The sequence below is a fragment of the Curtobacterium sp. AB451 genome, from assembly GCF_050585845.1.
Classification (GTDB): domain Bacteria; phylum Actinomycetota; class Actinomycetes; order Actinomycetales; family Microbacteriaceae; genus Curtobacterium.
Genome location: NZ_JBOBQG010000003.1, coordinates 310,340 through 324,327, shown reverse-complemented (window position 1 = coordinate 324,327; position 13,988 = coordinate 310,340). Strand labels below are relative to the sequence as shown.

9 protein-coding genes are annotated in these 13,988 nt (G+C 71.2%); 8 read left to right on the top strand and 1 reads right to left on the bottom strand.

Annotated elements, in window-relative coordinates:
- Positions 1–8 precede the first annotated feature (8 nt).
- From trpC to ACQXVK_RS08470, 8 genes are all read left to right on the top strand, one after another.
- A complete protein-coding gene (gene trpC, locus ACQXVK_RS08505) occupies positions 9–794 on the top strand; it encodes an indole-3-glycerol phosphate synthase TrpC (RefSeq protein WP_031262166.1) in 786 nt (261 codons plus the stop codon).
- Between the two features lie 164 nt (positions 795–958).
- Positions 959–2,173, top strand: a complete 1,215-nt coding sequence (gene trpB, locus ACQXVK_RS08500; RefSeq protein WP_022906928.1) for a tryptophan synthase subunit beta — start codon at positions 959–961, stop codon at positions 2,171–2,173.
- Positions 2,170–2,964: a tryptophan synthase subunit alpha gene (trpA, locus tag ACQXVK_RS08495; protein ID WP_022906927.1), complete on the top strand. Its 795-nt coding sequence runs from the start codon at positions 2,170–2,172 to the stop codon at positions 2,962–2,964. The genes trpB and trpA overlap by 4 nt, the downstream gene beginning before the upstream one ends.
- 217 nt (positions 2,965–3,181) lie before the next feature.
- Positions 3,182–4,180, top strand: coding sequence for a prolipoprotein diacylglyceryl transferase (gene lgt / locus ACQXVK_RS08490; protein WP_402263158.1), 999 nt, complete (start codon positions 3,182–3,184; stop codon positions 4,178–4,180).
- A 290-nt stretch (positions 4,181–4,470) separates the two neighbouring features.
- A complete protein-coding gene (gene gltB, locus ACQXVK_RS08485) occupies positions 4,471–8,988 on the top strand; it encodes a glutamate synthase large subunit (RefSeq protein ID WP_430853441.1) in 4,518 nt (1,505 codons plus the stop codon).
- Positions 8,981–10,438, top strand: a complete 1,458-nt coding sequence (locus ACQXVK_RS08480; protein ID WP_430853268.1) for a glutamate synthase subunit beta — start codon at positions 8,981–8,983, stop codon at positions 10,436–10,438. Before gltB ends, ACQXVK_RS08480 begins: the two co-directional genes overlap by 8 nt.
- A 139-nt stretch (positions 10,439–10,577) precedes the next feature.
- Positions 10,578–12,023 (top strand): pyruvate kinase, encoded by a 1,446-nt coding sequence (gene pyk / locus ACQXVK_RS08475; protein ID WP_430853267.1) that lies wholly within the window; start codon positions 10,578–10,580, stop codon positions 12,021–12,023.
- A 132-nt stretch (positions 12,024–12,155) separates the two neighbouring features.
- Complete coding sequence (locus ACQXVK_RS08470) at positions 12,156–13,235, top strand: VIT1/CCC1 transporter family protein (protein WP_022905554.1); 1,080 nt, start codon at positions 12,156–12,158, stop codon at positions 13,233–13,235.
- 96 nt (positions 13,236–13,331) lie between these two features.
- Here the strand turns inward: ACQXVK_RS08470 and ACQXVK_RS08465 are convergent, their stop codons facing one another.
- Positions 13,332–13,871, bottom strand: a complete 540-nt coding sequence (locus tag ACQXVK_RS08465; protein WP_402263149.1) for an HdeD family acid-resistance protein — start codon at positions 13,869–13,871, stop codon at positions 13,332–13,334.
- Positions 13,872–13,988 lie beyond the last annotated feature (117 nt).

Sequence of the window (13,988 nt, the reverse complement as noted above, 5' to 3'; positions counted from 1 at the left end):
TGCCGAACGTGCTCGAGACCCTCGTCGCGGGCGCGCTCGAGGACGCCGCGGCCCGTCGCGTCGACCGTCCCTACTCGGACGTCGAACGTGACCTGGACCGCGTCGCGTCCCCGCTCGACGCCCTCGCGTTCCTGGCGCCCGGTGACCGGGTGAAGATCCTCGCCGAGGTCAAGCGCGCCAGCCCGTCCCGCGGGTCCATGGCCACCATCGAGGACCCCGCTGCCCTCGCCGCCGACTACGAACGCGGCGGCGCGTCGACCATCAGCGTGCTGACCGAGGGGCGCAAGTTCCTCGGGTCCCTCGCCGACCTCGAAGCGGTCAAGGCCCGCGTGGGCGTCCCCGTCCTCCGCAAGGACTTCATCGCCGATCCCTACCAGGTGATCGAGGCGCGAGCCGCCGGAGCGGACGTCGTGCTCCTGATCGTCGCGGCGCTCGAGCAGCAGCAGCTGGTCGAGCTCCACACCCTGGCCGAGGAACTCGGCATGCGGGTCCTGGTCGAGGCGCACTCGGCGGACGAGGTCGCACGCGGCCTGGACGCCGGCGCCCGGATCCTCGGGGTGAACGCCCGCGACCTCACCGACTTCTCGCTCGACCGCGACCTGTTCGGCTCGCTCGCCGACCGCATCCCCGACGGGGTCGTGCGCGTCGCCGAGTCCGCGGTCGCCGGCCCCGCCGACGTGGCGCACTACCGCGCCGCCGGAGCCGACGTCGTCCTCGTGGGGGAGGCGCTCGTGACGGGCGACGACCCCGCCGCCACACTCGCGTCGTTCATCCGAGCCGCCGACCGCGACTGACGACGACGACCGTCCCCGCCCGGCACTGCCGAGCACCCCGCCCGGTACCGCCGGGCATCCCGCCCGGTCCCGCCGGGCACCCCGCCCGGCACCGCCGGGCATCCCGCCCGGTTCGCCGGGCCCGTCCCAGCCCGGTTCGCCGGGCGTGTCCCGGGAGACCCATCGTGACCTCACTCCGCGACCTGCACGGACCGTACTTCGGCGACTTCGGCGGGCGGTTCGTCCCCGAGTCGCTCGTCCTCGCGCTCGACGAACTCGAAGCGGCGTTCCGCGACGCCTGGGCGGACCCGGCGTTCCGGAAGGAACTCGACGACCTCCAGCGCGACTACACCGGACGTCCGTCGATCATCACCGAGGTGCCCCGGTTCGCCAAGCACGCCGGCGGTGCCCGGGTCATCCTCAAGCGTGAGGACCTCAACCACACCGGCTCGCACAAGATCAACAACGTGCTCGGGCAGGCGCTCGTGGCGAAGCGGCTCGGCAAGACGCGCCTCATCGCCGAGACCGGCGCCGGCCAGCACGGGGTCGCGACGGCCACCGCGGCGGCGCTGTTCGGGATGGACTGCGTCGTGTACATGGGCGCCGTCGACACCGAGCGACAGGCGCTGAACGTCGCCCGCATGCGACTGCTCGGCGCCGAGGTGGTCCCGGTCGAGACCGGCTCGCGCACCCTCAAGGACGCCATCAACGACGCGCTGCGCGACTGGGTCGCGAACGTCGACTCGACGCACTACCTGCTCGGGACCGTCGCCGGGCCGCACCCGTTCCCCGAGATGGTGCGCGAGTTCCACAAGGTGATCGGCGAAGAGGCACGGCAGCAGGTCCTCGACCTCGTCGGACGCCTGCCCGACGCCGTCGCCGCGTGCGTCGGCGGCGGCTCGAACGCGATGGGGATCTTCGAGGCCTTCCTCGACGACGAGTCCGTGGCGCTGCACGGCTTCGAGGCCGGTGGCGAGGGTGTCGAGACCGGTCGGCACGCCGCCAGCATCACGCTCGGCCGCGAGGGTGTCCTGCAGGGCACGAAGTCCTACCTCATGCAGGACGAGGACGGCCAGACCATCGAGAGCCACAGCATCTCCGCCGGGCTCGACTACCCGAGCGTCGGACCCGAGCACGCCTACCTGGCCTCGATCGGGCGGGCGAAGTACTCGCCGATCACCGACACCGAGGCGATGGAGGCGTTCCGGCTCCTCAGCCAGACCGAGGGCATCATCCCGGCGATCGAGTCGTCGCACGCCCTCGCCGGCGCGATGCAGCTCGGCAAGGAGCTCGGCCCCGAGGGCGTCATCCTCGTGAACCTGTCCGGCCGGGGTGACAAGGACGTCGCGTCCGCCAGTCGCTACTTCGGCATCCTCGACGAGAACGCGGTGCAGCTGTGACCACGACCAAGACCGTCGCGACGACGATCGACACCGCCAACGCCGAACGCGCCGGCGCCGTCGTCGGCTACCTGCCGGCCGGCTACCCCGACCTGCAGACGAGCGTCGACGCCGCCGTGGCCCTGGCCGAGAACGGCGTCGACGTCATCGAGCTCGGGCTGCCGTACTCCGACCCGGTGATGGACGGTCCGGTCATCCAGCGGGCGGCGGAGGAGAGCCTCGCCGGCGGCTTCCGCGTGGCGCAGGTGTTCGATGCCGTGCACCAGATCACCGAGCGTGCCGACGTGCCCGTCCTCGTGATGACCTACTGGAACCCGGTGCTCCGGTACGGCGTGGAGCGGTTCGCCGACGACCTCGTCGCCTCCGGTGCCTCCGGGCTCATCACCCCGGACCTCATCCCCGACGAGGGCCGCACCTGGATCGACGCGTCCGAGCGCACCGGCCTCGACCGCGTGTTCCTCGCCGCGCCGTCCTCGACCGACCACCGGATGCGGCAGGCCGTCGAGGCGAGCCGCGGGTTCGTCTACGCCGTGTCGACGATGGGCGTGACCGGCGCCCGCGTCGGCGTCGACGTCGCCGCCCGCACCGTCGTGTCCCGGCTCCGCGAGGCCGGCGTCGACCGCACCTGCGTCGGCCTCGGCATCTCGACGGCGGAGCAGGTCCGCGAGGTCCTCGAGTACGCCGACGGCGCGATCATCGGGTCCGCCTTCGTGCGAGCCCTCGCCGACCTCGGGGTGCAGGGCGTCGCCGACCGGGCGGCCGACCTCACCTCCGGCGCGACGCGCCGCTGACCGTCCAGGAGGCGCGGTGCCGGCCGTCCCGTCGGCCCACCCGCACCGCGGCGCGGGGACCTGACGTGTCCGGCTCGCACCGCGCCTCCCGACGGTCACAGTTTCCACAGGACCGCTCCCTCGGTTCCTGCCGCACGCACGTCCCGCGCTACAGTGAGCGGGGCCGACGGCACGTCGGTACCGCGCCCAGCCAGCACCGAAAGGCGACAGCACCTCCATGCCCCTCCTGAGCATCCCGAGCCCGAGCACCGCGTGGCAGTACTTCGACCTGACCGCCTGGCTGCGCGACGTGTTCGGCTGGTCGCTGCCGCTCGACTTCCGCATCCACGCGTACGCGATCTGCATCCTGCTCGGCATCGTCGCCGCCGTGGTCCTCGCGAACCGCCGGCTCAACGCGCGCGGCGTCGAACGCTGGATCATCATCGACATCGCGATCTGGGCGGTCCCGGCCGGCATCATCGGCGGACGGCTGTTCCACGTGTTCACGCACGTCAGCGACTACTTCGGCCCCGGGCGCGACCCGCTCTCCTTCCTCTACGTCTGGGAAGGTGGGCTCGCCATCTTCGGTGCGCTCATCCTCGGGTCGGTCGGCGCCTGGATCGGCTGCCGCCAGGTCGGGCTCCGCTTCACCGCCTTCATCGACGCCGTCGTCCCGGGCGTGCTGCTCGCCCAGGCCTTCGGGCGGCTCGGCAACTACTTCAACCACGAGCTGTTCGGCATGCCGACCAGCCTGCCGTGGGGGCTCCAGATCGAGTCGTCGAACGCGGCGTTCCCGAAGGGGCTGCCCGAGGGCACGCTGTTCCACCCGACGTTCCTCTACGAGATCATCTGGAACGTCGTCGGCGTCGTCGTCATTCTCCTGCTCGACAAGAAGTTCCGTCTGCAGTGGGGCAAGGTCCTGTCGCTCTACCTCATCTGGTACGGCATCGGCCGTTCGGTGCTCGAGTCCATCCGCGTCGACACGAGCGAGACGTTCTTCGGCATCCGGACGAACGTGTGGATGTCCTTCGCGGCGATCCTGCTCGGCATCATCATCTTCCTCGTGCAGTCGCGGCGGCACCTCGGCCAGGAGCCGAGCCCGTACCTGCCCGGTCGCGAGCCGCGCGCGAAGTCCGGGGTAGACTCGGACGACACCTGGTCGGAGCACGACGACGACGCTCCGGCGGCCGTCACCGAATCCGATCCGGTCACCAGCAGCACCGCTGGCCGCGCGTAGGAAGCACCCCTCCTGCGTGACCGATCCCGGATCGGTACCGCCTGCCAGCAGCACCACCCTGGACCCGCCACGAGCTGGTCCGACTCCTCGCACGCCGCCAGGGCAACTCACTGTCGGCGGGCACGGGCACCAGTCCCGCCCACTGCGGGCGGAACGCACCACCGGGCCACCGCTGTCCCTGTTCCACTTCCTCGTGAGGACGGTTCCCCATGGCGCTCCAGCCACCCCAGTCCCCGGCGGCACTCCAGCCGCCGCACCGTCGGTTCTCCGCGATCCCGGACGCCGCCGGCATGTACGACCCGGCGAACGAGAAGGACGCGTGCGGCCTGGCCATGGTCGCCACGCTCCGCGGCACCGCGGGGCACGACATCGTCGACGCCGCCCTCGGTGCGCTGCGCAACCTCGAACACCGCGGTGCGGTGGGTTCGGACGCCGGGACCGGTGACGGCGCGGGCATCCTCTGCCAGGTGCCGGACGACTTCTTCCGTGCCGTTGCGCCGTTCGAGCTGCCGGCCGCGGGGGAGTACGCGGTGGGGACCGCCTACCTGCCGGTCGACGAGGACGACCGTCACGCGGCGAAGGGCGCCGTGGAGCGCCTGGCCCGTGAAGAGGGCCTGCGTGTCATCGGCTGGCGCGAGGTGCCCGTCCGTCCCGAGGTGCTCGGCACCCTGGCACGTGCAGCGATGCCCGCGTTCGAGCAGCTCTTCGTCGCCTCGATCCGCCACGACGTGCACGGCGCGTCCTGGAGCGGTGTCGCGCTCGACCGTCAGGCCTTCCGCCTCCGCAAGCGTGCCGAGCACGACAGCGAGGTGTACTTCATGTCGCTGTCGAGCCGGACCATGGTCTACAAGGGCATGGTCACGACGCTCCAGCTCGAGCCGTTCTACCCGGACCTCAGCGACGACCGCTTCGCGTCGAAGCTCGCCATCGTGCACTCCCGGTACTCGACGAACACGTTCCCGTCGTGGCCGCTCGCCCAGCCGTTCCGGACGCTCGCGCACAACGGTGAGATCAACACCGTCCGCGGCAACCGGAACTGGATGCGGGCCCGCCAGTCCCAGCTCCAGAGCGAGCTCCTCGGGGACATGGCACCGCTGCTGCCGATCGTCAGCCCCGGTGCGAGCGACTCGGCGTCCTTCGACGAGGTGCTCGAGCTCCTGACGCTCACCGGCCGGTCGCTGCCGCACGCGGTCTCGATGATGGTGCCGGAAGCGTGGGAGAACCAGACGGGGATGGACCCCGAGCTCCGCGCGTTCTACGAGTACCACTCGATGCTCATGGAGCCGTGGGACGGACCCGCCGCCATCACGTTCACGGACGGCACGCTGGTCGGCGCGACGCTCGACCGCAACGGCCTGCGTCCCGGCCGCTTCCTCGTGACCGACGACGGTCTCATCGTGATGGGGTCCGAGACCGGTGTCATCGACGTGCCCGCCGACAAGGTGGTCCGCAAGGGCCGTCTGCGTCCCGGCCGGATGTTCCTCGTCGACACCGAGGCGGGCCGCATCATCGAGGACGACGAGGTCAAGCGCGAGCTGGCGACCTCCGGCCCGTGGGGCGAGTGGCTCGACGGCGGGCGGATCAACCTCGCCGACCTGCCTGACCGCGAGCACATCGTGCACACGCCGGCGTCCGTGACCCGTCGTCAGCGCGCCTTCGGCTACACCGAGGAAGAGGTCCGCATCCTGCTGCGTCCGATGGCGCAGACCGGGGCGGAGCCGCTCGGTGCGATGGGGTCGGACACGCCGATCGCGGTGCTGTCCCAGCGGCCCCGACTGCTCTTCGACTACTTCACGCAGCAGTTCGCGCAGGTGACGAACCCGCCGCTCGACTCGATCCGCGAGCAGGTCATCACCTCGATGGGCATGGGCCTCGGGCCGGAGCGCAACCTGCTCACCGCCGGTCCCGAGCACGCGAAGCAGATCACGCTCGACTTCCCGGTGATCGACAACGACGAGCTCGCGAAGATCCAGCACTTCGAGACCGAGTCCGGTCGGCACCTGACGGTCACGATCAAGGGCCTGTACCGCGTCGACGCCGGCAAGAAGGCCATGCAGAAGCGGATCGCCGCCGTCTGCGACGAGGTCGACGCCGCGATCGAGTCAGGCAAGCAGTTCATCGTGCTGTCCGACCGTGACGGCAACGCCGAGCAGGCCCCGGTTCCGAGCCTGCTGCTGCTCGCCGCGGTCCACCACCACCTCATCCGCACCGAGCAGCGCATGAAGGTCGGGCTCATCGTCGAGGCCGGCGACGTGCGCGAGGTCCACCACGTCGCGACCCTCATCGGCTACGGCGCCTCGGCGATCAACCCGTACCTGGCGATGGAGACCTGCGAGATCCTGGTCCGTCAGGGCATGATCACCGGCATCACCCCGGAGCAGGCCGTCAAGAACGTGATCAAGGCGCTCGGCAAGGGCGTCCTGAAGATCATGTCGAAGATGGGCATCTCGACGGTGTCGAGCTACGCCGGAGCGCAGGCCTTCGAGGCCGTCGGGCTCAGCCAGGAGTTCGTCGACCGGTACTTCACGGGGACGTCCTCGATCCTCGGGGGTGTCGGCATCGAGGTCATCGCCAAGGAGAACGCCGAGCGGCACGCCCAGGCGTACCCGCAGGACGGTGCGGTGCTCTCCCACGAGCGCCTGCAGACCGGCGGTGAGTACCAGTGGCGTCGCGAAGGCCCGCCGCACCTCTTCAACCCGGACACGGTGTTCCGGCTGCAGCACGCCACGCGCTCGCGCCGGTACGACATCTTCCGCGAGTACTCGCAGGCCGTCGACGACCAGTCCGAGCAGCTCATGACCCTCCGCGGCCTGTTCCGGTTCGCGCAGGGCGCCCGCAAGCCGGTCCCGCTCGACGAGGTCGAGCCGATCGAGTCGATCGTGAAGCGGTTCAACACCGGTGCGATGTCCTACGGGTCGATCTCGAAGGAAGCGCACGAGACCCTCGCGATCGCGATGAACCGGCTGGGCGGTCGGTCCAACACGGGTGAGGGCGGCGAGGACGTCGACCGTCTGCTCGACCCCGAGCGTCGCAGTGCGATCAAACAGGTCGCGTCCGGGCGCTTCGGCGTCACGAGCATGTACCTGACGCACGCGACCGACATCCAGCTGAAGATGGCGCAGGGTGCGAAGCCGGGCGAGGGCGGGCAGCTGCCCCCGACCAAGGTCTACCCCTGGGTGGCCCGCACCCGGCACGCGACCGCCGGTGTCGGCTTGATCTCGCCACCGCCGCACCACGACATCTACTCGATCGAGGACCTCAAGCAGCTGATCTTCGACGTGAAGCGGGCGAACCCGTCCGCACGCGTCCACGTGAAGCTCGTCAGCCAGTCGGGCATCGGCGCCGTCGCCGCCGGTGTCACGAAGGCCCTCGCCGACGTCGTCCTGGTCTCCGGGCACGACGGTGGTACGGGCGCGTCGCCGCTGAACTCGCTCAAGCACGCCGGCACCCCGTGGGAGATCGGCCTCGCCGAGACGCAGCAGACGCTCATGCTGAACGGCATGCGCGACCGCGTCGTCGTGCAGGTGGACGGGCAGATGAAGACCGGCCGTGACGTCGTCGTGGCCGCGCTGCTCGGCGCCGAGGAGTACGGCTTCGCGACCGCGCCGCTCGTGGTCGAGGGCTGCATCCTCATGCGGGTCTGCCACCTCGACACCTGCCCGGTGGGCGTCGCGACCCAGAACCCGGAGCTCCGCAAGCGGTTCAGCGGCAAGCCCGAGTTCGTCGTGAACTTCTTCGAGTTCATCGCCCAAGAGGTGCGCGAGCTCCTCGCCGAGCTCGGCTTCCGGTCCCTCGAAGAGGCCATCGGGCACGCCGACGCCCTCGACGTCGACCGCGCGGTGGAGCACTGGAAGGCCGCCGGCCTCGACCTCGAGCCCGTCCTCAAGGGGCCGCACTTCGACGCCGACGAGCCCCGTCGGCACCTGCGCGACCAGGACCACGAGCTCGAGCAGCACTTCGACGTGCAGCTCATCCAGCAGACGTCCGACGTGCTCGAGCACGGCGGGACGATCGCGCTCGACCTGCCGATCCGGAACACCGAGCGCGCGGTCGGCACCATGCTCGGGCACGAGGTCACCCTGCGCCACGGCGAGAACGGTCTCCCATCGGGCTCCATCGACGTGACGCTGCGCGGGTCCGCCGGACAGTCGCTCGGCGCGTTCCTGCCCGCCGGGATCACGCTCCGGCTCGTCGGCGACAGCAACGACTACGTCGGCAAGGGGCTGTCCGGCGGCGAGATCGTCGTGCGTCCCGACGCCGGCAGCGGGTTCGACCCCGCGCAGAACGTCATCGCCGGCAACGTCATCGGCTACGGCGCCACCCAGGGCAGCATGTTCATCCGCGGCATCGTGGGTGAGCGGTTCCTGGTGCGCAACTCCGGCGCCACCGCGGTCGTCGAGGGGGTGGGGGACCACGCGCTCGAGTACATGACCGGTGGCCTCGCGCTCATCCTGGGCGAGACCGGCCGGAACTTCGGTGCCGGCATGTCCGGCGGGACGGCGTACGTCCGTGGGCTCCGCGACGAGCACGTGAACACCGACGCACTCGCGTCCGGCGAGCTCCGGCTCGAGCCGCTCGACAGCGCTGACGTCGAGATCGTGAACGACCTGCTCGCGCGGCACGCCGCCGAGACCGGGTCGACCCTCGCGAGCGAACTGCTCGAGGCCGGTGACCTGAGCGACTTCGTCAAGGTGCTGCCGCGGGACTACGCGGCCGTGCTCGAGACCCGACAACAGGCCGTCGACGAGGGGCTCGACCCGGACGGCGACGTGGTGTGGAACCGCATTCTGGAGGTGACCGGTGGCTGACCCGAAGGGCTTCCTCAAGGTGCAGGAGCGCGAGCTCCCCGCCCGACGACCCGTGCCCGTGCGACTCATGGACTGGAAAGAGGTCTACGAGCAGCAGGAGTCCGGCGCGCTCAAGCGGCAGGCCGGTCGCTGCATGGACTGCGGCGTCCCGTTCTGCCACCAGGGGTGCCCGCTCGGCAACCTCATCCCCGAGTGGAACGACCTCACCTGGCGCGGCGAGGGCCGACAGGCGATCGAGCGGCTGCACGCGACGAACAACTTCCCGGAGTTCACGGGTCGGCTCTGCCCGGCACCGTGCGAGGCGTCCTGCGTGCTCGGCATCAACCAGCCCCCGGTGACGATCAAGCAGGTCGAGGTCTCGATCATCGACGAGGCGTTCCAGAACGGCTGGGTCACCCCGCACCCGCCGGAGCGCCTGACCGGCAAGACGGTCGCGGTCGTCGGGTCCGGCCCCGCCGGCCTCGCCGCCGCCCAGCAGCTGACGCGCGCCGGCCACACCGTCGCGGTCTACGAGCGCGACGACCGGATCGGTGGCCTGCTCCGCTACGGCATCCCGGACTTCAAGATGGAGAAGCGCCAGATCGACATGCGCCTCGCCCAGATGCAGGCCGAGGGCACCCGCTTCCGCGCGGGTGTCGAGATCGGGCGCGACATCACGTGGGTCGACCTGAAGTCCCGCTACGACGCGGTCGTCGTCGCGACCGGCGCCACGGTGCCGCGCGACCTGCCGATCCCCGGGCGAGACCTGGCGGGTGTGCACTTCGCCATGGACTACCTCGTGCAGCAGAACAAGGCGAACGCCGGCACGACCGTGGACAACCAGGTCACCGCCGAGGGCAAGCACGTCGTCGTCATCGGTGGTGGCGACACCGGAGCCGACTGCATCGGCACCGCGCACCGACAGGGCGCGCTGAGCGTGACGAACCTGGCGATCGGCAAGCAGCCGCCGCTGGAGCGTCCGTCCGACCAGCCGTGGCCGATGTTCCCGACCGTGTTCGAGGTCACCAGCGCCCACGAGGAGGGCGGTGAGCGGCACTACCTCGCGTCCACCGTCGAGTTCCTCGCGAACGAGGCCGGCGAGGTCCGGGCGCTCCGCGTCGCCGAGACCGAGTACCTGGACGGCCGTCGTGTCCCGAAGTCGGGCACCGAGCGCGAGATCCCCGCTGACCTCGTCCTCGTCGCGATGGGCTTCACCGGTCCCGAGACCGACACGCTCGAGCCGCAGCTCGGGCTGCCGGTGACGGTGTCCGGCGCCGTGGCGCGCCAGGCCGACTACACCACGAACGAGCCGGGCGTCTTCGTCGCCGGTGACGCCGGCCGTGGGCAGTCGCTCATCGTGTGGGCGATCGCCGAGGGCCGCGCCGCCGCCGCGAAGGTGGACGAGTACCTCGAGGGCTCGACGATCCTGCCGGCCCCCGTCAAGGCCACCGACCGTGCCATCTCCGTCTGACGTGGGCGGGCACGTGATGCTCACCCACTCGTGAGCGACCGGCCACCAGCACTCGATAGGGTGCTGGTGGCCTCGCTTCGTTCCGCGCGGCCCCACAGCGCGGAGCCCCAAGCACCATCCACCACCACGAAGGAATCCATTGAGACGCGCAAAGATCGTTTCGACGCTCGGACCGGCTACGTCGGAGTACGAGACCGTCAAGGAGATCATCGAAGCGGGCGTCGACGTCGCCCGCCTCAACCTCAGCCACGGTGACTACAGCGTCCACGAGGCCAACTACGAGAACGTCCGTCGCGCCGCCGAGGAGCTCGGCAAGCCCGTCGCGATCCTCGTCGACCTGCAGGGTCCGAAGATCCGCCTCGCGAAGTTCGCCGACGGCCCGCACGACCTCGCGGTCGGCGACGTGTTCACCATCACCACCGAGGACGTCCCCGGCTCGAAGGAGATCTGCGGCACGACGTTCAAGGGCCTCCCGCAGGACGTCCAGCCCGGCGACCCGCTGCTCATCGACGACGGCCGTGTCCGCCTCCGCGTGCTCGACACCGACGGCGTGCGCGTCCGCACCGAGGTCGTCGTCGGCGGCACGGTGTCGAACAACAAGGGCATCAACCTGCCCGGCGTCGCCGTGAACGTCCCCGCGCTCAGCGAGAAGGACGAGGCGGACCTCCGCTGGGGCATCCGCCAGGGTGCCGACCTCATCGCGCTGTCGTTCGTGCGGAACGCCGCCGACGTCCAGCGCGCGCACGAGATCATGGACGAAGAGGGCAAGCGCCTCCCCGTCATCGCGAAGATCGAGAAGCCGCAGGCGGTCGATGCGCTCGAGGAGATCATCGACGCCTTCGACAGCATCATGGTCGCCCGCGGTGACCTCGGTGTCGAGCTCCCGCTCGAAGCGGTCCCGATCGTGCAGAAGCGTGCCGTCGAGCTCGCCCGCCGCATGGCGAAGCCCGTCATCGTCGCGACGCAGATGCTCGAGTCGATGATCTCGTCCCCGATCCCGACCCGCGCCGAGACCTCCGACGTCGCGAACGCCGTGCTCGACGGCGCGGACGCCGTCATGCTGTCCGGCGAGACCAGCGTCGGCGAGTACCCGGTGCAGACCGTCCGGACCATGGCGCGCATCGTCGAGTCCACCGAGGACCACGGCCTCGAGCGCATCGCGCCGCTCGGCACGAAGCCGCGCACCCTCGGCGGCGCGATCACGCTCGCCGCGGTCGAGATCGCCGAGTTCACCGAGGCCTCGTACCTCTGCGTGTTCACCGAGTCCGGCGACTCGGCCCGTCGCATGTCGCGTCTGCGTCACGGTCTGCCGATCATCGCCTTCACCCCGAACGAGGCGACCCGTCGCCGCATGGCGCTCACCTGGGGCGTCCGTTCGTTCCTCGTCGAGCGCAAGACCCACACCGACGAGCTCTTCTCGCAGGTGGACGACGTCCTCCTCGAGAACGGTCTCGCCGCGCCCGGCGACCGTGTCATCGTGACGGCCGGTTCGCCTCCCGGCATCGAGGGGTCGACGAACGACCTGCGCGTCCACCGCGTGGGCGACGCCCACGCGGAGGCCGCTCCGGCCTACGTGCGCGACTGACGTCCGTCGCGTCCCGACAGGGCGCGGACAGGAGGCACGGTGCGGCGACGCACGCAGCCTCCGGTCCGCGCCCTGTCGCGTCCCGCCCCGCCCCGCGGCCGCCGCGACCACGCGGCTCCGCGAGCGGGCAAGATGGCCGGTGTGAGCCTCCAGTCCCGACCCACCGCCCAGCGCACCGACGTCCGACGCTGGCGCCGGTACCTGGCCGACGAGCGGGCGGAAGCCGCCGTCTACCGCAACCTCGCCGCCAGGCGCGACGGCGAGGAGCGCGAGATCCTGTCCGCCCTGGCCGAGGCCGAGGGGCGGCACGAGCAGCACTGGCTCGACCTGCTCGGTGACGACGTGGGCCGCCCGCAGCGCGGCAGTCTCCGTACCCGCGTGCTCGCCTCGCTCGCGAAGCGGTTCGGGTCGGTGTTCGTCCTCGCCCTCATGCAGCGTGCCGAGGACCGATCGCCGTACGCCGACGACGCCGACGCCACCGCGACCATGGCGGCGGACGAGCGGATCCACGGCGAGGTCGTGCGCGGGCTCGCGAACCGCGGGCGGATGCGCCTGTCCGGCACGTTCCGCGCCGCCGTGTTCGGCGCGAACGACGGCCTCGTGTCGAACCTGGCGCTCATCATCGGTGTCAGCGCGTCCGGGGCCGACCGGCACTTCGTCCTGCTGAGCGGCATCGCCGGCCTCCTCGCCGGGGCGCTCTCGATGGGCGCGGGGGAGTACGTCTCGGTCCGGTCCCAGCGGGAGCTGCTCACCGCCTCCGCCCCGCACCCCGAGGCCGGCCGTGCCGTCGCGGACCTCGACGTCGACGCCAACGAGCTGGCCCTCGTCTACCGGGCCCGGGGCATGTCCGAGACCGAGGCGCAGCAGCACGCCGACGACGTCCTCGGCGGTGCCACGGTGACGGGGACCGCGTCGGTCGACGACCACGAGGCGATCGGCAACGGCATGAGCGCGGCGATCTCGAGCTTCTGCTTCTTCGCGTCGGGGGCGATCATCCCCGTGCTGCCGTACCTCTTCGGGCTCGAGGGGTGGGCGGCGATCGCGGTGGCGGCGGTCCTCGTCGGGATCGCGCTGCTCGGCACCGGTGCCGTCGTGGGGGTGCTCAGCGGGGCGTCGCCGCTCCGGCGGGCGCTCCGGCAGCTCGCGATCGGGTTCGGTGCCGCTGCGGTCACGTACGGGCTCGGCCTGCTGTTCGGGACGGGGAGCGCCTAGCCGACCGGCGTAAACGGCCCCCGTCGTACACGACCCCCGGACCGTGCATCCTCGGACCGCGCGGCCCCGGACCGTGCGGGGTCTGGCGGGGTGCCGTTACCGGCGGAGGGCTGCCCGGGGCGGGAGCAGCAGCAGGGCCGCGGCGCCGACGACGATCAGCGCGATCCCGGAGAAGACCATGAAGACGGTCAACGCCAGGCCCGGCGCGACGAGCACGACCACGCCACCGAGGATCGACAGCACGCCGCTGACGACGGACGGGATCCGTGAGGACCCGGGGTGTCCGACGAACGCGCCCACCAGCGACGCGATCCCCTCGACGATGAAGCCGACGCCCGCGAGCACCGCGTAGACGAGGAGCGGGACGGCGGGGTCGAGCAGCGTCACGAGCCCGGCGACGCCGACGAGTCCGCCGACGATGCCGGACGTCCACCGCCACACCGCCGGGGTCCCGTGGCCGCGCACGGCGGCGAACACGCGGAGGGCACCGGCGACCACGAGGTACACGCCGAAGAGCAGCGCCACCACGACGAGGGACGGCCTGGGCCAGACGATCGCGACGACGCCGAGCACGACGGCGACGATGGCGGTGACGACGACGAACACCCGGAACGTGCGGACGGCACGAGAATCCACGAGCACTCCTCCCTGTCAGGTCTGCTCGCAACGACGCTACCTCGACCGGCCGGGGTCCGTTCGGGCCGCCGGGTGCGACCGGGATGCAACCGGATGCAACCCCGACGGTCGTAGCGT

What these genes read in the sequence shown, in the direction of transcription:
- lgt (WP_402263158.1), top strand. Translation starts at nt 3,182, where the DNA reads ATGCCCCTCCTGAGCATCCCGAGCCCGAGCACCGCGTGGCAGTACTTC.
- gltB (WP_430853441.1), top strand. Translation starts at nt 4,471, where the DNA reads ATGTACGACCCGGCGAACGAGAAGGACGCGTGCGGCCTGGCCATGGTC.
- ACQXVK_RS08470 (WP_022905554.1), top strand. Translation starts at nt 12,156, where the DNA reads ATGGCCGGTGTGAGCCTCCAGTCCCGACCCACCGCCCAGCGCACCGAC.